Source organism: Rhizobium sp. P2_G9 (genome assembly GCF_056403475.1).
In genome coordinates this window covers 21,776-41,157 of record NZ_JBFUFK010000019.1, presented here as the reverse complement: position 1 = coordinate 41,157, position 19,382 = coordinate 21,776, and the positions used below count along the sequence as shown (strand labels likewise).

Sequence of the window (19,382 nt, the reverse complement as noted above, 5' to 3'; positions counted from 1 at the left end):
CAGAGAATATTTGCAGAGGAAAATCGACCTTCTGTTAATTAGTGTCGGTTAATTTTAGAACTCTGAATTGCAAGCTGCGTGTCAAAGATGAATCTACCCGACATCATCCGTGTGCCAGATTGGGCCTTTGAGCTATCCTGCAAGGTGTTGCGCTGCGCATTTTCAGACAAAACGCTCAATCAGGCGCTCGAAGATGCGCTGTCGATGATTTTCCGTTGCCCGGAACTTGGGCTCTCGCCTGGTGCCGCCATCTATCTCAGTGATGGCAAGAATAGCCCGCATGCCCTGCTGTTTCATTTGCAAATGGAGTGGCAGCACGTGCCGCGCTCCGTCCAGCCGAATGAAGGCACTGCTGTTCGCTGCGAGCTTAGGGGTGGCCAGCAGGCATGCCACATTTCGTTGATCGACCGCGACGAGGGCGAGCAGATCGGCACCGTGGTGCTCTTCCTGGCTGAGGCGCTGGAGCCCTTGCCGGAAATCCTCGCCGTCCTTCTGCAAATCGCCGCTGACGTGGCAAGAGTGATCGTCAGCAAGCGCAAGGCTGCGCTCACGTCCCAACTCGCCGACATCGCCGGCATTTCAGAGAACGAGATCTATCTGTTCGACGGCGAAACGCTTGAAATATTCAAGGCGAACCACGCGGCCCAGATCAAGACCGGTTATCGGCCCGACCAGATCATGCGGATGACGCCGGCCGACCTCATCCATGGCATGAATGTGCAGGAATACCGACGGCTGCTCGAACCGCTGATCGCCGGCAAGACCGAATGCGTCGTGTTCGACGCACAGCGACTGCGCCGGGACGAGACGGTTTATGACGGCACTACGAAGATATGGAAGCTGCAGAATTCCGGCAGAGCAACCTTCGTCGAGCTTGTCATCGACCAGAGCGATCACAAGCGGCTTCTGGGCCTGCTGCATGCCACGTTTGACGCCTTTCCGGGCGGGATCGCCGTGCTTGACGAAGATTTGCGCCTGACATTCGCCAACCACCGTTTCTACGAACTGGTTGACGTTTCGCCTGAGCAATGCCCCATCGGCTGCTCCTATGTCGACGTGCTGCGCTACAATGCGACGCGCGGCGACTACGGACCAGGCGATGTGGAGGAACAGGCACAGGAGCGGGCCGGCCATGCGCGGTTGTTTCTGACCCATTCTTTTCTGCGCGAGCGTGCGGATGGCACGGTACTGGAAATCAGCACGTCGCCGCTCGCCACAGGCGGCGGCGTGGTCACCTACATGGATGTCACCGTCCGCCGCCGGGCCGAACAGGAGCTCATTCGCCATCGCGACCGGCTCGAAGAGGCCGTTCGCCTGCGCACCGAGGAACTGGCGCTACAGGCCGAGAAGCTGGCGCAGGCGCTAGAACACGAAAAATATATCAACAGCCTGCAGCGCCAGTTCGTCACCATGACCTCGCACGAGTTCCGGACGCCGCTTGCGATCATCGATGGCGCCGCGCAGCGAATGATGCGCAAGAGCGGCGGACTGACGGCCGAATTCGTCGCCGAGAAAAACCACCAGATTCGCTCGGCCGTTGCGCGCATGGTCGAACTGATGGAGAGTTTCCTGACCGCGGGCCGGCTGGACGGCGGCATGAAGCTGACCATATCCGATTGCCCAATCCATGACATCGTCCTGCAATGCGCGACCCGGCAGTCCGAGGTTTCCCCCAGCCACAAGCTGCATCTCGACATCGACAATTTGCCGAAAATGCTGAGGGGCGATCCGCTGGGCGTCAATCAGGTGTTCACCAATCTTCTCTCCAACGCAGTCAAATATTCGCCCAAGGCGCCGGATATATACGTCAAAGGCTGGGAAGCAGACGGCTTCGCCTATGTATCTGTTCGTGACAGTGGCGTCGGCATCGATTCAGATGATTTGCAAAAGATGTTCCAGCTCTACTTCAGGGCGAGGACATCAACGGGGATCGCCGGCACCGGCATTGGCCTCAATCTGGTGAAGCAGGTGGTCGATCTGCATGGCGGCGAAATCCGCGTCGAAAGTGAAAAGGGTCACGGGACCCTGTTTACGGTCAAGCTGCCGGTCGCGGGACCGGCGCAAGCGCCGATCGAGACGGCGGATGAGCGCGCTGTCGCGTGACTAATAAAGGAGACGAAAATGATAACGATTTTGTGTATTGAAGATGAAAAACCGGTCCGCGATCTGATCGTTGAAGAACTGAATGATGCCGGTTTGCGGACATTGGAGGCCGAAAACGGCCGCCATGGCCTGGAGATGATCCTGCAACATCGACCGGACATCGTGATATCGGACATTACCATGCCGGAAATGGACGGCACGCAGTTGCTGGCCGAAGTGCAGATCAATCACCCCGAACTTTCCAACATGCCGTTCATCTTCCTGACCGCGCTTGCCGATCGCGAAAAGATGATCGAGGGCCTGCGGGCGGGCGCCGACAATTACTTGACCAAGCCGATAGATTTYGACGTGCTCATGGCGAAAATCCAGGGGCTGATCATGCGCATCGAAAACCGTGTTGCCGCGGGATTGGAGTTTTGAACCTGCAGGAAAAAGGATTCGATCGCGATCGCCTGCAGAACCAGTGCCGTGAACCGATCGCATGAAGCGATCGCGGACCGGCTTGGTCCGCTCGCCGCGATGAGTGCAAAATCAGCCGTTTATCCGGCGCGATTGATAGAAACCAATTTACCGGCGGCGCGTTTCCGAGAAGTTTGAGGCGCTTGCGCCACTGTATATCTTCAACATAAGAGAAGGCGAACACGTCATTGTCGATCGCGAGGGTGTCGAGCTCGCGAGCCTCAAGCCGATCGCGCTGCCGTTGAAATCGCCGTCAGGCTGAATAAAAAGCCCGGCCGCAGCGCAGCCGGGATAGTTTTGGAGTTAATCCTGCTTGCCCCGGGGCACGGGGCAAGGCAACATTAGCAGACTGTCACAAAACCGCAGCATCACAAATGTGGGAGCCGCGCGAGAATCTGCACAGGCGCTACTGTCAGATCTGTTGAAACAGCCCCTTGAGTTCGAGTTCGTCGACACGCCTTGCGGCTTCGAGAGGCGAGACCCATTCCAGTTGGCGTGCCTTGGCCTCGGGGAAGTCCGGCCTTATCCTGTCGACATCCAGCCGATAGACGGAGACAAGACAGGCAAGCCCCTCCCTGCTCTTGATGTAGGTGTAATAACCGAGCGGCTTCTTCGACACTCTGCCGCTGACGCCGGCCTCCTCCTTGGCCTCGCGGGCGGCAGTGTGCCTTGAATCTTCGCGCTTTTCGACATTTCCCTTGGGAATGACCCAGCGTCCGGTGTCGCGGCTGGTAATCAACAGAACCTGGCTGTCCTCGCCGGCGCTGCCGCGCACACAGATCGCTCCGCTTTGTTCCTGCGCTTTGCCGTCGAGGATCATGCGGGTCAGGCGCGCCAGATTCTGCAGATGGGTCGGGTCGTTGTCCAACGATGAGACTCGCTTATGAGAAGAAAACTGCGCAGTTCGATATCATCGGTCGCCTCAGCCGGCCATTTCTGAAGCGACATTCCGTTTCCTCATCTTCCGGTTGCGCTTGCGATTTGTCAAACGGCGTCAAGGTCAGGAAAGTTCCCGGGCGTGGCGCGCAAAGCCGCGTGACGTGTAGAACGCTGCAACCTCGTCTGAGAAGCCCCGCTTGCTCACCCTCCTGCACCGTCGGCTGGAACCGGCCTGAATCTTAACAAATTGATTCTGCGTCACAAATCAGGATTCAGTCAATGACAGACCAGCAGACGGTCCGACGGGGGCGCCCTAACCGCTTCCCCTGCACATCGCCTGAAACCGGCGTAGCGCCAGCACCGCCTGGCGTTCGTCCGACACGGTCGGCCAGTTCCATGTCGCCGTTCCGCCGAGCGGATTTTCGCAGGCATTTTCACCTCTCGTCAGACACTCGACCTTCATTCCGTCGACCATCGTGTTGTTGATACCCAGCACTTTGACGAAGGACAGCCCGGTCACACCGGTCCAATCCATCCTGACGGCCTTGACGGTTGTTCGGTCCTCCACATTGGCCTTGATCACCGTTGTCGTCAGCGTCGCTTCGATGATGCAGCCGCCGTCCAACGCATATTGGTAGTCGAACACCAGGCGGGTATCGTCGGCGTCGGCGAAGGAGAGCGTGAACCGCAGCCCCGATCCGCCGCGCGGATCGAAAGTCCCCACCACGCCTTCCTGCGGACGGATGATGACCTGGTCCGCCTCGATGCCATGCAGGATATAACGGATCGCCATTTCCGGCGGCTGGGCTTGGGCCGGAACGCACAGAACCAGACTCAAAACCCATAGCCAGAACAGTCGCAACGGCGAACCTCAGTGATCATATTGCCCGAACGCCCGGCGAGAGCTTTCGATCCCGCCCGCGGCCGAATTCGGTCCTTGATGCTAATATTGTTCGCCGCGTCGGAGAACGCCAGCCTTGGTCGGGTGTTTTGTGCGGGAGGTGACGATGCAAACGCCGCCTGATGACAATGCCGCTGGCGCCCTCGCCGCATTCGACTTCGACCGCGCCACGGTCGAGCGGTTCCGCGAGACATCGCCTCCCGCACCGACCTGATCAAGCATCACGTCACCGAGCAGAACCACGATCTGGTGATCATCGACGGCGATGGCGATACGATCACCCTTCTGAACACGGATATGAGCGACCTGCACAAGGGCGGCTTCGTGTTTTGAGGCGGTGTCGTTCAGTGAGTCGTGTAGAGCTCCTCGGACCTTCGCACGAGTGGCTGGAAGATAAAAACCCGTGAAGGCTGCCCTCGACAATGGCGCCCTTGCGGCCTGGCCCCTTCCTACCTCCGGAAAGATGCAGCGAGGCGGCGCCTGGAGACTGATAAATCTCACTACGGCGCACCACGAATTCTTAATCAAATTATCACTAGTCTTCTCCGCCTGCCCCCTGATCAGGGGGATGGTGGACGATTGCCAAATTATCGGTTTGCAGGAAGTTGGCCCAACGACCTGACGGAGCGGACAATTGACGACGGTTACACTTGGCGATGGCGACCAGGTTTACACGGCCACCACGGCAGGCGATTCCGTCTCCGGCGGCAACGGCAATGATACGATTACGGCGGCGGCGGGCGGCAATACGCTCAGCGGCAACGATGGCGATGACACGCTCAATGGCGCCGAGGGCAGCGATACGCTCTATGGCGACGACACGGCCAATCTGACCAATCACAATGTCATGAAGGGAAATGGTGGCGACGACACCATCTATTCCTATTCCGCCAAGGACGAGATCGACGCCGGAGCGGACAACGACACAGTCGTCATCTATGCCACGGCATTGACATCCAGCGACCAATCCAGCCAGTTCGTCGATGGCGGCGACGGCAATGACACATTGGAACTCGATGCGCTGGAAGGAAGCGGCGCGACGGTGACGATCGTCATGGGGGCGACTTTCCAGCCGACCATCGGCGGCAACAAAGGCTCCATTTTCGCAAATTTCGAGACGCTGGTCTTCCACGGCGGTTCCGGCATGCTCAACATTATCGGCGGCGACGGCAACGACAGTTTCGAAGCCAATCACGGCGACGCAACGATCTTCGACGCCGGCACCCTGAACGGTATGGGCGGTGACGATACGATTTCCTTCAACGGCGATCCTGTCGGCACCGAGGCAATCGACGGCGGCGAAGGTAGCGACACCTTCATCTGGACCCCCGCCAACAGCGATTGGAGCGGCGTATCGTTGGCGCTGAACATGGCGCTCGATCCGGCGATGAACAAGGACGGCGCGACCTTCGCGACGCTTGCCGGGATAGAGAACCTCGTCATCAATGCCACTGGCTACACGATGAACGAGGTCGACATTACCGGCGCCCACGGCACCAACACATTGCTGCTGCGCGGCGCGTCGATCAATGTCACGACATTCGACCAGGCCGACCAAATCACCATCATGGCCGGCGCAGCCACGATCACGGCCGGAGGCGGCGACGACCTCGTGGTGATCTCAAGCGCCGATGTCAATTCTTCGACCGTGCATGGCAATGACGGCAACGATACGCTGAGCGGCGGCAGCGGCCAGGATTCGATCTATGGCGACGATGGCGACGACAGTCTGACCGCCGGCAACGGGCGCAGTCACCTCTACGGCGGAGCCGGCAACGACGCGCTGTCGCTGTCGTCGGTCAACGCCAACAATGGTACCGGGCGGGCGATCATCGATGGCGGCGCCGACCATGATACGCTGACGCTGGATTTTTCGAACCTGAGCATGGTGTTCAAGGGGAATCTCAGCGCATCGACCGCGACGCTGTCTGACGGCACGGTGGTGACGAATGTCGAGGCCGTGACATTTTTCGCCGGCGCCGGAAACGACAAGCTGACGGCCTCCAACGACGAAGGCGGCAATTCCGTCAACAAGCTCTATGGAAATGGCGGCAATGACAGGTTGGCGGCCGGTGCGCAAGGAGCCTATCTCGACGGTGGCGAGGGCAATGATGTGCTTGTCGGCGGCGCCGGCGCCGACGATCTGGTCGGCGGCTCTCTCGTCAGCGAGATGAACACCGTCAGCTACGCCAATTCGGCGCAAGGCGTCAGAGTCGACCTTCGCCTCACCACCGCCCAGCAGGGCAAAGGCGATGCGTCCGGCGACATTCTGAGCGATATCCAGAATCTCATCGGCAGCAAGCACCACGACGTGCTGATCGGCGGCGACCCCGACAGCGGCACCCTGGCGTCGGGTGACAATGTGCTGGACGGCGGCAAGGGCAAGGACACGCTGATCGGCAATGGCGGCCAGGATACGTTCGTCTTCTCCACCGGCTACGGCCAGGATACGATTCGGGATTTCACCGTGACCGGCGACGATCACGACGTGATCGATCTTTCGCATTACAAGTCGATCACCGACTATGAAGACCTGCTGAGCGCCATGCACAAATCCGGCAAGGCCGTCGTCATCGAGGGCGACCATGGCGACACGCTGACGCTACTTCACATGCGGCTCGGCTGGCTGAGTGAGGACGATTTCATATTTTGAGGTGGCGTTCGATGGAAGCGCCTTGGCAGGCTCCAATTCTAACTAGCAAGAAGACATTTGTAGCGTCGTCATAGTCTATGGCTCACTCTGTACTGTTGCTTACGGCATGCCGTCGTTCAGAATCTCTCGGCCGATCCGATCGAGGATCTCGCTGACCATCTCCATTGGAAGGTCGATAGTCTTGCCTATGTCCTGCGCGGTTACGAAGGTCGCTTTCGCCACCGATAAATCGCCCTTGCGGAAAAGGGCGAGTGCGCGGAAGGCCGCATTGATGGATCGGTTAAAGGCATCGCTTTCGTCTGCATTGGCAAGCRTCTCCAATGCCTCATCATAACGACCGAGTTCGACCAGGACAGCGCCGCGCGATCCCCGCAACGTGGCGCGCTCCGGACTAAGCTCCAAGGCTGCAAGCGACCAGAGGTCCAGCTGTTGGAGATGAGCGAGCGTATCATGAGCCAGGTAATACGTGACCAGTCGATCCAACAAAACCAGCTTAGCAGGGCCTGGCGGCAGATGATCGACCTCATGCGCCAGCGCATCGAATATGTCGGCACGCTCCGTATTGCCAGCGATTGCAAGCTTAGCGAGAAGATAGAGAACGTTCTGGCTCACGCCCAGCATCGCCCCCTCACGTATCCCCTGGACTGGATAGGCTGCCTGCATTGCGGCATAAGCAGCCTTGTCGTTTCGCGCCTCCTTGCCACTCAGGATATTCCAAAGGAGAAGACCATCGTTCGGCCAGCGCCTCCCGCCCGCACTGCCTGTTTTCGGGACCAGATTGAAGAATGTGAGAAAAAGTTGAGAGGAGATGGCGCCGAGCATGGCCGCGTCGACATGCCCAGTCTGACCGAAGGTACGGGCAATGTCGATGACGGCAAAGAGCCAGGCAATGTCGACCAATGGGCCTGCGGCAATGAACATCATGGAAGCGACAGCGCGATTGGGAACAGGCGGAATGGCGGTCACCGCGCCTCCAATAACACCGCGCCCGATCACCAACCAGGCCGGTCCAATAACGCTACCCAGCGCAGATGCCCCGTCTTCGATGGAGAGCGGGACGATTTTGTAGCCGAGCGCCGACGCGACGATTGCTCGCCCGAATTCACGCAGCAAGAAGCCCACGATCAGCGCGGCCACAAAGCCGAGAAGCGCAATCACAACGTTCAAGTTTGCCGCATCCTCCGCAATTGCCGGGGTCTTTTTGCGATGCGTAGCGTCTAGAGCCCAAACACGCAAGCCGCGTATGGCACAAGTCGAGGTCAACCGTTGAACTGTCGATGATTGTGCGAGAGATAACAGGTCACGAACCTGTTTGTGTTCGGCTTCGCCGATCGGACGAAGATCGCCTCTTTGAAATAGCTGCGATCCACCTCGATCTTGTCGCGCCTGACCTTGAAGTCGTGGAGATAGTCCCTGCCCGCTGGACCTGCTGTCTGAGATGAGAATATCGTGGCACCTGTAGCCTCCGAGAACGTCCCGACCGGCGCCGCCTATGATCTGGTGGAATCCTCGCCGGCAGGCTTACGCCGCTGCGCGCGGATTCGCTCTGCGTGCGCTTCAGGAATATCCCTTGCCAGAGACGGTTCCACGGCGATGTCCTTGCCGCCGCATTGACTGCACACCAGCAACGGGACCAATGCCGGCTGCTGTGAGCTGTGAGATTCGCCAAGCTTGGCGATCAACGCGTCGATATCGAGATCGGCGTGCCAGCCGCAGCCCGGATTGAGGCAGAAAGCATGCAGCCGCCAACCGGCCTCCTTGACGGTCCGGAGTGTTTTGCTGCGCGTGGGGAAGAGTTTTTCAGCCATGGACAGAATATAGGCAGAACCGCGGGCAAATCGCCATGGTCCATGACGAGGCGCGGTTGGACCGGCCATCTGCGCGCTTGGCGGTCAACGCATTAATATCCGATTTCCTTGGTGCGGCTTCGATCTTTGACCTGTACCGAAAATCAAAAGCCTGGAACAAACCGTCGCCTTGGCTGTTTGGGCGGCGCAAGCCGTAGGGCGGGCCACCTTCGGGTCCACGGCTTGCAGGGGGGACCGCTTCCGGCCCACGCCGTGGGCAGAGGCCGGAATCAGCCAATGCCGTCTTCAGGGAGGCGGTCCCTTTCGGCGCTTCGTTGAAAAACAGGCCCGACAACAGCCAATAGGAACGGTCACCCTGGATTTCTTACGGAATGGGGATAGCCCGGTCCAGTTGGCGATCAAAGCCCGGAATTGATCGCTATGATCTTGGCATCATCAATCTGCTTTGCGACGGCGCTACAGGCACCTTGGTCGCACGTGAGATTCATTTGCCCGTTTTTCAGCGGTTCACGAAGGAACGGGCGGCTAACCTCGTGACCTGCCACCAGGATCGACACCTGATCGCCAACGTGACGCGCGCTGAATTCCGCCAAGACTTTCGCGCTTGCCGGATCGAGTTCGATATACAATACGGATTCGTTCGAGTAGCCCGGTTTCACCGAAACCGAGGAAACGGAAAGGACGATATGCTCGCGCTCTGCAGCAGACGCCAGGGATAGAATGGCAAACGACAGCACAGCGCCGATGGTCAGCCGCTTCATTCCAGGCCCTCCAGTTATTCATGCTTTGATAGTTGACTTTTTCCAGCCCCGGCAAGGGCAAATTATTGTGGGACCACGCAACATTGGCAGCGGTGGCCCTCCATGCCTGATATGCTAAGAGCCGTCATGACATGGATCGAAACGGCGAAACGCTGGGCGAAAACAATCAAGCGCGATGTCGTCGCCCTGTGGCTGGCGGCACGGGATAGCCGTGTTCCCTGGTATGCAAAGGCCTTGGCCGGCGCTGTCGCGGCCTATGCCCTGTCGCCGATCGACCTCATTCCAGACTTCATTCCCGTCCTTGGCTATCTCGATGACCTGATCATCGTGCCCCTCGGCATCATGGCAGCAGTACGGCTCATCCCTCCCGATGTCCTGGCCGAATTGCGGACAAGGGCGTCGGAGCAGAAGAGCCGCCCGGTCAGCCGGGCGGGCCTGGCTGCGATCCTGTTGATCTGGATCATTGCCGCAACGGCGTCGCTCTGGTGGGGCATGCGGCTGTTCAAGCTATCGCCTATTTGAGATAGGCGCGAATGACGTCGATGAGTTCGGCAGCGCCCTCATCGCGCTCGGGCTGGGTCAGCCCGTCGGCCGCCAGATGCATGCGGATATGATCCTCAAGAACCTCATTCATGAAGCCGTTCATCGCGCCGCGTATCCCGGCAATCAGCTGCATGACTTCGGTATGGCCCTTTTCCTCTTCCAGCATCCGCTCCAGCGCGTCCATCTGCCCGCGGATGCGGCGCACACGGTTGATCAGCTTCTGTTTCTCGCGGACGGTATGGGTCATCAGGTATTCCTTGTGCCGGGATGTGGGCCACAGCCCGACAGCATCAATCACAACAACCTGCCAAAACAAATCATATTTTGCGCCAGTTGACAATTCATACTATACCCCCCTACTCTATATGACATTCCGAGATAGCGTCCAGAAAGCCATTCCATGTCCTCGTTGACCGACCTTCTCCAGCAAGGCACCGCGCATGCGTGGCTGTTCATCCCCACGGCCATCCTGCTCGGTGCGCTTCACGGGCTGGAGCCCGGCCATTCCAAAACCATGATGGCGGCGTTCATCGTCGCCGTGCGAGGCACCGTCTCGCAGGCGATCATGCTGGGCATCGCGGCAGCGTTCTCTCATACGCTGGTCGTGTGGGTTGTCGCCCTCGGCGGGCTATATCTCGGCCGGGGCATGAATGCGGAAGCCACGGAGCCGTATTTTCAGATCGCCTCGGCGGCAATCGTTACCGGCATTGCGCTCTGGATGCTCTGGCGCACTTGGCAGGAGCAAAAGCTCGAAGGGGCGCACGATCACGCGCATAACCATGACCACGGGCATGACCATCATCACCACCATCATCATGGCGAGGACATCCGCAAGATCGACACCGGGCACGGCGTCATGGCGCTGGAAGTGTTCGAGGTGGGCGTGCCCCCGCGCTTCCGCATCCGCTTTGAAAGCGGCCATGGCTGGGCCGCAAAAGACGTTACCTTGGCGACGGAACGGCCTGATGGCGCCCGACAGGCCTTCACCTTTGCCGACAAAGGCGGGTACCTCGAAAGCCTGAACGAAATCCCCGAGCCGCATGATTTCACCGCCCGCATCAGCCTTGGCCATGGCAACCACACCCACGACTATGACGTGGCGTTCCGCGAGGACGGCCACAGCCATGGGGGCCTTGATGTCGGAGCGGACGACTATATGGACGCCCACCAGCGCGCCCATGCCAATGACATTGCGCGGCGGTTCACCAACCGCAATGTCACGACAGGGCAAATCATCATGTTCGGCCTGACGGGCGGGCTTATCCCTTGCCCGGCGGCGATCACGGTGCTGCTGCTCTGCCTGCAGCTTAAGCAATTGTCGTTGGGCGCGGCACTGGTCCTCTGCTTCAGCATCGGGCTTGCCGTGACGATGGTGTCGGCCGGCGTGATCGCGTCGCTCAGCGTGCGCCATGTGCAAAAGCGCTGGTCCGGCTTCAGCGCTTTGGCGCGGCGGCTTCCCTATGCATCCGGCGTGCTGATGCTGCTGATTGCTCTCTATATGGGATATTCCGGCCTGGTCGGCCTGCAGAACGGTCACGCAGAAACGGCGGCAGTCACGGCTCCCGTCATCCCCTGAGTCTTGCGCAACGGCATCCGATTCTGGCCAAACATCCGGTGGTCCCGCAATTGCCATGAACCTCTTGATGAAGCGGGCTTTTGTCCCTATCTGCTGCGAACATTCGCAGCAAAGGCCCGAGCTGGATGAAAGCTTTCTTTGACACCGCCAAAGTGCTGCTGAGCGATCTGGCCTCGAGCCTCCTGTTTCTCATCCTTTTCTCCCTCACCCACAATCCCGTGCTTTCGGCCTGCTTCGGCATCGCACTCGGCGTCATCCAGATCGCGGTGCAATTTGCCCGGCGAAAGCCGATCGACGCCATGGAGTGGCTGAGCCTTTTCCTGGTCATCGCCTCGGGCACGGCCACCATGTTGACGGACGATCCGCGCTTCGTGCTGTTCAAGCCGAGCGCGATCTATGCGATCGTGGGCATGGTGATGCTGAAGCCGGGCTGGATGAACCGCTATCTGCCGCCGATTGCCAGGGCAGCGGCCTCCGACGTCGCCAATTATGTGGGCTTTGCCTGGGCCGGCCTGATGTTCGTTTCGGCGGCACTGAATGCCTATCTTGCACTGGAAGAAGACCTGGTCAGATGGGCGCTGATCATGACGATCTTCGCCATCGCCAGCAAAGCGGTCCTGTTCATCGCCGGATTTGCCGCGATACGCCGGACGGCGCGACGCCGGATAGCCGCCATGCCGGCCGATGCGCGCGATGCCCTATTGGCCTCGACCGGCCGGCGGACCAACTTGACCTTGCAGCCGATCCAAAAATCGCCTGCATAGGTTCGCCTCCACTACTGATTCAAACACGCGCTCAAAGCTGTTGATCTCAGGACATTTTCCTGACAGCGGCCTCGACTCCGCTGGCAGTCGCCCATGCACCTGCCGCAGCCTCTGCCTCTGGCTTCTAATGATCGCGTATAGCCTTGCCCTGCTCGTCGAACCGATGAATCCTGGACGGATCGGGAGTCAGATAGACCTCATCTCCGTGCACGATGTTCGTATCGCCGGCTGCGCGCACGGTTATGGTGTCAGCGATATCCGTATGGATATGCACGAAGGTGTCCGCCCCGAGATGCTCCGCAACGCCAACCCTGCCTTTCCAACGTCCGTTGGATTTCGAAATCGACAGGTGTTCCGGCCGCACGCCGATGGTGATTGCGGCATGTTCCTGCGCCGTGGCTCCGCCGATCAGATTCATCTTCGGCGAGCCGACGAAGCCTGCGACGAAGAGGTTGTTTGGCCTGTGATAGAGTTCCATCGGCGAGCCGACCTGCTCGATGCGCCCAGCATTGAGCACGACGATCTTGTCGGCCATGGTCATGGCTTCGACCTGGTCGTGGGTCACATAGATCATCGTGGTCTTGAGCTGATGGTGCAGTTCGCTGATCTCAAGCCGCATCGTGCCGCGCAGCGCCGCATCGAGATTGGAGAGCGGCTCGTCGAACAAAAAAGCAGAAGGTTCGCGGACGATCGCCCGCCCGATAGCGACGCGCTGACGCTGCCCTCCGCTCAACTGTCCTGGCCGGCGATCGAGGTAGTTGGTGAGGTTGAGCGTGCGCGCCGCCGCGTTCACCTTCCTGTCGATCTGATCCTGTGGCAGCTTCGCCATTTTGAGCGGAAAGGCGATGTTCCTGCGCACGCTCATATGCGGATAAAGAGCGTAGGATTGAAACACCATGGCGAGCCTGCGCTTCGCCGGAGCCTCATGCGTCACGTCGCGGCCATCGATCTCGATCGCACCCGAGCTCGTGTCTTCGAGGCCAGCGATCAGACGCAGAAGGGTCGATTTGCCACAGCCTGATGGGCCGACGAACACCACGAACTCGCCATCGTCGATGGTGAGATCGATACCCGGAATGACCTGGGTGGCGCCGAAGGACTTGTTGACCTGCTTCAGTTGGATATTGCCCATGATGTCCTCCCTGGACGTTGCTTACTTGACCGCACCGAAGGTGAGGCCGCGGACAAGCTGCTTCTGGGAGAACCAGCCCATGATCAGGATCGGTGCGATCGCCAATGTCGAGGCGGCCGAGAGCTTCGCCCAGAACAGGCCCTGGGGACTCGAGAAAGAGGCGATAAAGGCGGTGAGCGGCGCGGCGTTCGTGGTTGTCAGGCGAATCGTCCAGAAGGATTCATTCCAGGCGAGGATGACGTTGAGAAGCATGGTGGAAGCGATCCCTGGAACGGCCATCGGCGTCAGCACGTGCCAGATTTCGCCCCAGAGCGATGCGCCATCCATGCGCGCGGCTTCCAGGATTTCACCCGGGATTYCGCGGAAATAGGTGTAGAGCATCCAGACGACGATCGGCAGGTTGATCAGCATAAGCATGACGGTGAGGCCGATCCGGCTGTCCAACAGGCCGAAATCCCGGAACAACAGATAGATCGGCACCAGCACCGCGACAGCTGGCATCATCTTGGTCGAGAGCATCCACATCAGGATGTCCTTGGTGCGTGCGGTGGGTGAGAATGCCATGGACCAGGCGGCGGGAACAGCGATCAGAACTGCGATGATCGTCGATCCCACGGAGAGGAGTACCGAATTCGTGAACGGCTTGACGTAATCACGTTGCGTCTCGACCTCGATGTAGTTCTCCAACGTCCAGGATGGCCACAGGTTGAATCCCTGGATGGCCTCGATCTCCGGCTTGAACGAGGTGAGGATCGTATAGAGGATCGGGAAGAAGATGATCAGGGCCACGATCGAGGCGGCGATGGTCACGACCGCCTTCTTGCGGGCTGAAATTGCACGAGCCATTTCATTCCTCCTTACTTGTCGAGGTTCTTGCCGACGGCGCGCATCAGGAAGAACGCGACGATGTTGGCGAGGATGACTGCGATGACCCCGCCCGCCGACGCGCCGCCGACGTCGTAGCCGAGAAGTGCCGTGCGATAGWTGAGGAAAGGCAGGTTGGTGGAAGCGTAGCCGGGGCCGCCGTTGGTGGTGACCAGGATTTCCGCGTAGACCCCGAGCAGGAAGATTGTCTGGATCAGGATCACCACGGTGATGGACCTGGCCAGATGCGGGACGGTCAGATAGATGAAACGGCTCGCGAAGCCTGCGCCATCCATCTCCGCGGCCTCCTTCTGCTCCCCGTCAAGGCTCTGCAGGGCGGTCAGGAGGATGAGCGTGGCGAATGGCAGCCATTGCCAGGCGACAATGACGATGATCGAAAGCAGCGGATATTGCGCGAACCAGTCGACGGGCCGCAGCCCCAGAAAGCGATTGAGGTCGGCGAGCACACCATAGCCCGGATGCATGATCATGTTCTTCCACACCAGTGCCGCCACGGGCGGCATGACGAAGAAGGGTGAGATCACCAGGATGCGGATAATGCCCTGTCCCCACATCTCTTGATCAAGCAGGAGTGCAATGGCGGTGCCGCCGACGACAGTGATCGCCAGAACGCCGGCGACGATGACAAGCGTGTTCCAAATCGACTGAAAGAAAGCCGGATCGCCGTAGAAGTACTTGTAGTTCATGAGCCCGGCGAAATGCACCTTCGCTGAATTCAAGAGATTGTAATTCTCAAACGAAAACCACAGGGTCATCGCCAGCGGCACGATCATCCAGATCAGAAGCAATCCGACGGACGGAGCCATCATGAGCCGGGCCAAAGCCCGTGTTTGTTGAGTAGCCATCTGCATCTCCTCTCGGCCCGGCGGTTATCGCCCGCCCTTCCGGCGCGCCGGGATACGCATGCTGCCGTGCAGGTTTCGGTAGCGGCCAAGGCCTCAGGCGCTGAGCTGATGAACCGCGCGGTCGTAGCTTCCCAAGACCTCATCGACAGAGGCGATCAGAATGTCCTCAGCGGCGCTGTCGACGCCTTTCCCAGTCAGTCGGGGCAGGTGTTGATGAAGAAGCGTCTCTGGAATTTTTCGGCCGCCGAGCACCGCGAGCAGCTTTTCAACGGCGGCGACGGCCTCCGGCCTGTTCCAATAATAGCGAATGCGGTCGCTGTAGCTGTAGTGCCGCTGCAGGCGCAGCGAGACATCGTCGCCGTGATAATGGCCGCGCCAGTCGTCCGGATATGCGAGCATCAGCTCCTCCATCGTCCGAGCGAGCGGGCGGGCGCCGTAACCGGGGACAAGCTCTGTGGCGATCATGTCGAGTGCATAAAGCGCCTCTCGATAGGCAAAGGTCAGGCCTGGGCCGACCTTCAGGATCGGAAAGCCGTCTCGGRCCAGCGCCGACAACGATGCTTCCGACTGATAATCGGTCGAATGTGCTTCGAAGACCAGATTTTCGAACCCATCCAAGACGTGGGTCAGCCGCACAGCTTTCGGCGGATCGTATTCGACGACATTGTCGCTGCCGAACTCGACGCCGGGCTGGACGACGAAGGCAATGGTCCGGGTGAACGCATCCGCAAGACCAGCTTTTTCGAAAACCTCGCGATGGATTGCGATCGTGGACACCGCCGCATCAGGCGATGTTGGTTCCACCACGTCCAGAACGTGGTCGGCACCGCCGGGAACCGGGACTTCGGTGCCGAGAATGTAGACGGGCGGCTCCAGGCCGCGGTCGCGCGCGGCGGCTTCGGCGATGGCGCAAAGCGAAGCAGCCCTCTCCGCGATCGTCCTGTCGTTCAGTGGCGTGGGGTCTCCGGCACATGCCATCGAGGCGTCGAGATGGATTTTGCTGAATCCGGCCGCGACATAGGCCGCGACCATGTCCTTGGCCTTGGCCAGGGCGGCCTCGGGAGGCTCTCTGCGCCAAGGGTTCGGCCCGAGATGGTCACCACCGAAAATCAGCAGCCTCCGGTCCAGCCCTTCCTCGTCGGCGATCCTGTCCACCAGCGTCACGAAATCTTCCGGCGTCATCCCGGTATAGCCTCCGAGGTGATTGACCTGGTTGCAGGTCGCCTCGATGAGGACGTGATGCCCGGTTTCACTGGCCCGCCGGATCGCCGCACGCAGAATCGTCGGATGGGCCGAGCAGACCGACGTGATGCCTGTCGGGTGTCCATCACGCCTTGATTGCGCGAATGCCAGAAGGTGTCTGCTCACGTTCAAATCCTCGTTTGGCTGGCTGAAATGAAGTCGTCGAGTTCGGCGAAGGTGGAGGTGCCCTCCATCGGACCCTGCCGCGTCACCGTGCGGGCTCCCGCAGCGTTGGCGTATCGAAGCGCGTCGGCGGGGAAATGGCCTTTGCGGCGGCAGGTCAGGTAGGTCGCGCCGAAACAGTCCCCCGCACCGGTGGGATCGAGTTCATCGACGACGAATGCGGGGCAGTCGACCTTTCCGTGGCCACGGCTCAGATGCGTGGAGCCGTCCCCGCCCCGCTTCAGTACGATCTCCGATATGCCGCGAGACAGAAGCGCCTCGACTGCAGCATCTTGCCCCTCGATACCGGCCGCGATGAAGAGCTCGTTCCCCGAGGGAAGCAGAAGGTCGGTGACGGCCAGGATGTCATGCAGTTGCGCGGCCGCCTCGCCGCCCTCCGACATCAGCTCTTTGCGGACATTGGGATCGAAGGAAACTGAGCCACCCCTCGCCTTCACGACCGACACCGCATCGAGAATGATCGGGGCAATGCCGGGGATGGCGAAGGCCGAGCCCATGACGTGGACATGGCCGGCACGACTGATCAGAGCCTTCGCGGCGGCGGTCATCCGGGTGCCGGCTGAAGCCGACCTGGCGATGTTGAAGACGAAATCCCGCGCGCCATCGGGTCGATAGCGGACGAAAGCGCTCCCTGTCGGCATGTCGGCAAGCACGTCGATCGCCGAGACGTCGACCCCGTCCGTCTTCAAGCGCTCGATATTCAGCCAGCCGAAGTCGTCGTCGCCGACCGCTGACACGATCCCGCAGGCGCCACCCAGTTTCGCGACCTGATCGATGAAGATGGCGGGTGCTCCGCTCGGAAACGGCCCCACCAACGGCTGCGCTTCACGGAAACCCACGCCCGTGGTCACGCCCATGATCTCCACAAGTATCTCGCCGATGGTGATCGTGGGACCCAAGGCCTCTGGCGCCAATTTCGATACTGCGTTCATTCCTTGCCTCACGGAGCGATGAGCCGCGGCTTTTCTGCGGTTGATGGCGTCGTCATATTTCGACCTTCCGCTCATGTCAATTATAAATTTTACATGCGTAAATTTTTTTACGAGATCGGAAAAACGCCTGATCTTGACAGAAATACCGAAAAGCGCGGGCCAAAAGCAATTTTTATGTACAGCTTTTGAGCATCTTAGCTGATCCAATAGACCTGAAGGCGCCCTCACCACTTGACGTGCGTTAAAATATCTCGGATATAAAGTTTACGCATGTATCAAAATGCGTAAACGCTCGTTAAGGAGGAGAGTGCCATGGGTAAATTATTTAGCGTGCTGTCTGCGTCCGTCCTCGGGGCAGGCCTGCTGGCGGGAATGGCTCAGGCCGAGGAAATCAACATCGCCACCGTGAACAACGGTGACATGATCATCATGCAGAAGCTGTCGAGTGCCTGGGAGAAGGAAACCGGCAACAAGGTCAACTGGGTCGTTCTCGAAGAAAACGTGCTTCGCGAGCGCGTCACGACCGATATCGCCACCAAGAGCGGCCAGTTCGACATCATGACCATCGGCGGCTACGAAGCGCCGATCTGGGGCAAGCAGGGTTGGCTCACGCCCGTTGACGACCTCGGCGACGACTACGACTATTCCGACCTGCTCGATCCGATCAAGAAGGGTCTGACTGTCGACGGAAAGCTCTTCGCGGTGCCATTCTATACCGAAAGCTCCTTCACGCTTTATCGCAAGGACCTTTTCGAAGCGGCGGGCCTGAAGATGCCGGAGCAGCCGACCTACGACCAGATCAAGGGCTTTGCGGCAAAGCTGACGGACCAGTCCAAGCAGCAATATGGCATCTGCCTGCGCGGCAAGCCGGGCTGGGGCGAGAACATGGCTTTCCTCGGCACCATGGTGAATACCTATGGCGGTCGTTGGTTCGACATGGACTGGAAGCCGCAGCTCAACAGCGAAGCCTGGAAGAAAGCGATCACCGACTATGTCGACCTGATGACCAAATACGGTCCTCCCGGCGCGACGGCCAATGGTTTCAATGAAAACCAGACCCTGTTTGCGACAGGCCATTGTGCGATGTGGATCGACGCCACCTCGGCGGCGGGCCGTGTTTACGATCCCAAGCAGAGCCAGGTCGCCGACAAGATCGCCTTCACCCGTGCTCCCGTCGCGGTGACTCCGAGCGGAGCCAGCTGGTCCTGGTCCTGGGATCTCGCCATTCCCGCAACATCGCAGAAGGTCGCAGTGGCCAAGTCTTTCCTCAAATGGGCAACGTCCAAGGCCTATGTGAAGATGGTTGGCGAGTCCGAGGGTTGGGTTGCCGTCCCGCCCGGCACCCGCAAGTCCACCTATGCGCTGCCTGAATACCAGAAGGCTGCTCCGTTCGCCGCGACGGTCCTCCAGGCGATCATGTCGGCCGACCCTTCGAAGCCGACAAAGGACCCGGTCCCGTATACGGGCGTCCAGTTCGTCGCGATCCCGGAATTCCAGGGCATCGGCACCTTCGTCGGTCAGCAGATCAGCGCCGCCCTGGCAGGACAGCAGTCTGTAGACGCCGCACTCAAGACCTCGCAGACCCAGATCGAAGAGGACATGACTCGCGCCGGCTACATCAAGTGAGCCTTAGCCCGCGTGGTCGGTTCATGCCGCGCGGGTCCTCCCGGGGGGAGTCTGACGGCTGGCCGTCGGACTCCTCGCAGTCCAAACAGT

The 19,382-nt window shown here is 59.8% G+C and carries 19 protein-coding genes; 7 read left to right on the top strand and 12 right to left on the bottom strand.

Annotated features, from left to right (window positions below; translation table 11 throughout):
- Positions 1-87: 87 nt before the first annotated feature.
- Positions 88-2,103 carry a sensor histidine kinase gene (locus AC1DYF_RS17355; protein WP_477877992.1) on the top strand — a complete coding sequence of 672 codons (2,016 nt, stop codon included), beginning with the start codon at positions 88-90 and terminating at the stop codon, positions 2,101-2,103.
- An 18-nt stretch (positions 2,104-2,121) separates the two neighbouring features.
- Positions 2,122-2,523 carry a response regulator gene (locus AC1DYF_RS17350; protein WP_477877991.1) on the top strand — a complete coding sequence of 134 codons (402 nt, stop codon included), beginning with the start codon at positions 2,122-2,124 and terminating at the stop codon, positions 2,521-2,523.
- Between the two features lie 451 nt (positions 2,524-2,974).
- Here the strand turns inward: AC1DYF_RS17350 and AC1DYF_RS17345 are convergent, their stop codons facing one another.
- The 3 genes from AC1DYF_RS17345 to AC1DYF_RS17335 all read right to left on the bottom strand — a co-directional run bounded on the left by AC1DYF_RS17345 (position 2,975) and on the right by AC1DYF_RS17335 (position 4,654).
- Positions 2,975-3,430, bottom strand: a complete 456-nt coding sequence (locus AC1DYF_RS17345) for an NUDIX hydrolase (RefSeq protein WP_477877990.1) — start codon at positions 3,428-3,430, stop codon at positions 2,975-2,977.
- A gap of 324 nt (positions 3,431-3,754) precedes the next feature.
- Positions 3,755-4,234, bottom strand: coding sequence for a hypothetical protein (locus AC1DYF_RS17340; RefSeq protein ID WP_477877989.1), 480 nt, complete (start codon positions 4,232-4,234; stop codon positions 3,755-3,757).
- 150 nt (positions 4,235-4,384) lie between these two features.
- Positions 4,385-4,654 (bottom strand): hypothetical protein, encoded by a 270-nt coding sequence (locus tag AC1DYF_RS17335; protein WP_477877988.1) that lies wholly within the window; start codon positions 4,652-4,654, stop codon positions 4,385-4,387.
- Between the two features lie 322 nt (positions 4,655-4,976).
- Here AC1DYF_RS17335 and AC1DYF_RS17330 point away from each other — a divergent pair, with 322 nt between their 5' ends.
- Entirely contained in the window at positions 4,977-6,995 is a 2,019-nt protein-coding gene (locus AC1DYF_RS17330; protein WP_477877987.1) for a beta strand repeat-containing protein, read from the top strand.
- 99 nt (positions 6,996-7,094) lie between these two features.
- On the opposite strand, the gene AC1DYF_RS17325 is transcribed toward AC1DYF_RS17330, so the two are convergent.
- The 3 genes from AC1DYF_RS17325 to AC1DYF_RS17315 form a co-directional block, all read right to left on the bottom strand.
- Positions 7,095-8,162, bottom strand: a complete 1,068-nt coding sequence (locus AC1DYF_RS17325; protein ID WP_477877986.1) for a hypothetical protein — start codon at positions 8,160-8,162, stop codon at positions 7,095-7,097.
- Positions 8,163-8,485: 323 nt separating this feature from the next.
- The gene (locus tag AC1DYF_RS17320; protein ID WP_477877985.1) at positions 8,486-8,803 is read right to left on the bottom strand and encodes a hypothetical protein; all 318 of its coding nucleotides are present in this window, start codon (positions 8,801-8,803) and stop codon (positions 8,486-8,488) included.
- 398 nt (positions 8,804-9,201) lie between these two features.
- Positions 9,202-9,564, bottom strand: a complete 363-nt coding sequence (locus AC1DYF_RS17315) for a hypothetical protein (protein ID WP_477877984.1) — start codon at positions 9,562-9,564, stop codon at positions 9,202-9,204.
- A gap of 126 nt (positions 9,565-9,690) precedes the next feature.
- Here AC1DYF_RS17315 and AC1DYF_RS17310 point away from each other — a divergent pair, with 126 nt between their 5' ends.
- Complete coding sequence (locus AC1DYF_RS17310) at positions 9,691-10,086, top strand: YkvA family protein (RefSeq protein ID WP_477877983.1); 396 nt, start codon at positions 9,691-9,693, stop codon at positions 10,084-10,086.
- On the opposite strand, the gene AC1DYF_RS17305 is transcribed toward AC1DYF_RS17310, so the two are convergent.
- Positions 10,079-10,354, bottom strand: coding sequence for a metal/formaldehyde-sensitive transcriptional repressor (locus tag AC1DYF_RS17305; RefSeq protein ID WP_477877982.1), 276 nt, complete (start codon positions 10,352-10,354; stop codon positions 10,079-10,081). The genes AC1DYF_RS17310 and AC1DYF_RS17305 overlap by 8 nt on opposite strands.
- Before the next feature lie 153 nt (positions 10,355-10,507).
- Between AC1DYF_RS17305 and AC1DYF_RS17300 the strand changes: the two genes are divergently transcribed.
- Complete coding sequence (locus AC1DYF_RS17300) at positions 10,508-11,683, top strand: nickel/cobalt efflux transporter (RefSeq protein ID WP_477877981.1); 1,176 nt, start codon at positions 10,508-10,510, stop codon at positions 11,681-11,683.
- Positions 11,684-11,808: 125 nt separating this feature from the next.
- Positions 11,809-12,447, top strand: coding sequence for a septation protein IspZ (locus AC1DYF_RS17295; protein WP_477877980.1), 639 nt, complete (start codon positions 11,809-11,811; stop codon positions 12,445-12,447).
- Between the two features lie 124 nt (positions 12,448-12,571).
- Here the strand turns inward: AC1DYF_RS17295 and AC1DYF_RS17290 are convergent, their stop codons facing one another.
- The 5 genes from AC1DYF_RS17290 to AC1DYF_RS17270 all read right to left on the bottom strand — a co-directional run bounded on the left by AC1DYF_RS17290 (position 12,572) and on the right by AC1DYF_RS17270 (position 17,666).
- Positions 12,572-13,579, bottom strand: a complete 1,008-nt coding sequence (locus AC1DYF_RS17290; RefSeq protein WP_477877979.1) for an ABC transporter ATP-binding protein — start codon at positions 13,577-13,579, stop codon at positions 12,572-12,574.
- Between the two features lie 21 nt (positions 13,580-13,600).
- Entirely contained in the window at positions 13,601-14,425 is an 825-nt protein-coding gene (locus tag AC1DYF_RS17285; RefSeq protein ID WP_477877978.1) for a carbohydrate ABC transporter permease, read from the bottom strand.
- Positions 14,426-14,436: 11 nt separating this feature from the next.
- Positions 14,437-15,309, bottom strand: a complete 873-nt coding sequence (locus tag AC1DYF_RS17280) for a carbohydrate ABC transporter permease (protein WP_477877977.1) — start codon at positions 15,307-15,309, stop codon at positions 14,437-14,439.
- Between the two features lie 93 nt (positions 15,310-15,402).
- Entirely contained in the window at positions 15,403-16,677 is a 1,275-nt protein-coding gene (locus AC1DYF_RS17275; RefSeq protein ID WP_477877976.1) for a D-tagatose-bisphosphate aldolase, class II, non-catalytic subunit, read from the bottom strand.
- A 2-nt stretch (positions 16,678-16,679) separates the two neighbouring features.
- Complete coding sequence (locus tag AC1DYF_RS17270) at positions 16,680-17,666, bottom strand: tagatose kinase (protein WP_477877975.1); 987 nt, start codon at positions 17,664-17,666, stop codon at positions 16,680-16,682.
- Positions 17,667-17,978: 312 nt separating this feature from the next.
- On the opposite strand from AC1DYF_RS17270, the gene AC1DYF_RS17265 reads away from it, so the two are divergent.
- On the top strand, positions 17,979-19,292 hold the full coding sequence (locus tag AC1DYF_RS17265) for an ABC transporter substrate-binding protein (RefSeq protein WP_477877974.1): 1,314 nt from the start codon (positions 17,979-17,981) through the stop codon (positions 19,290-19,292).
- Positions 19,293-19,382 lie beyond the last annotated feature (90 nt).

Bases quoted from the DNA above. Each gene is read 5' to 3' on its own strand.
- AC1DYF_RS17355 (WP_477877992.1), top strand. From the start codon at position 88: ATGAATCTACCCGACATCATCCGTGTGCCAGATTGGGCCTTTGAGCTA.
- AC1DYF_RS17340 (WP_477877989.1), bottom strand. From the start codon at position 4,234: ATGGCGATCCGTTATATCCTGCATGGCATCGAGGCGGACCAGGTCATC.
- AC1DYF_RS17320 (WP_477877985.1), bottom strand. From the start codon at position 8,803: ATGGCTGAAAAACTCTTCCCCACGCGCAGCAAAACACTCCGGACCGTC.
- AC1DYF_RS17315 (WP_477877984.1), bottom strand. From the start codon at position 9,564: ATGAAGCGGCTGACCATCGGCGCTGTGCTGTCGTTTGCCATTCTATCC.
- AC1DYF_RS17310 (WP_477877983.1), top strand. From the start codon at position 9,691: ATGACATGGATCGAAACGGCGAAACGCTGGGCGAAAACAATCAAGCGC.
- AC1DYF_RS17305 (WP_477877982.1), bottom strand. From the start codon at position 10,354: ATGACCCATACCGTCCGCGAGAAACAGAAGCTGATCAACCGTGTGCGC.
- AC1DYF_RS17300 (WP_477877981.1), top strand. From the start codon at position 10,508: ATGTCCTCGTTGACCGACCTTCTCCAGCAAGGCACCGCGCATGCGTGG.
- AC1DYF_RS17295 (WP_477877980.1), top strand. From the start codon at position 11,809: ATGAAAGCTTTCTTTGACACCGCCAAAGTGCTGCTGAGCGATCTGGCC.
- AC1DYF_RS17290 (WP_477877979.1), bottom strand. From the start codon at position 13,579: ATGGGCAATATCCAACTGAAGCAGGTCAACAAGTCCTTCGGCGCCACC.
- AC1DYF_RS17270 (WP_477877975.1), bottom strand. From the start codon at position 17,666: ATGAACGCAGTATCGAAATTGGCGCCAGAGGCCTTGGGTCCCACGATC.
- AC1DYF_RS17265 (WP_477877974.1), top strand. From the start codon at position 17,979: ATGGGTAAATTATTTAGCGTGCTGTCTGCGTCCGTCCTCGGGGCAGGC.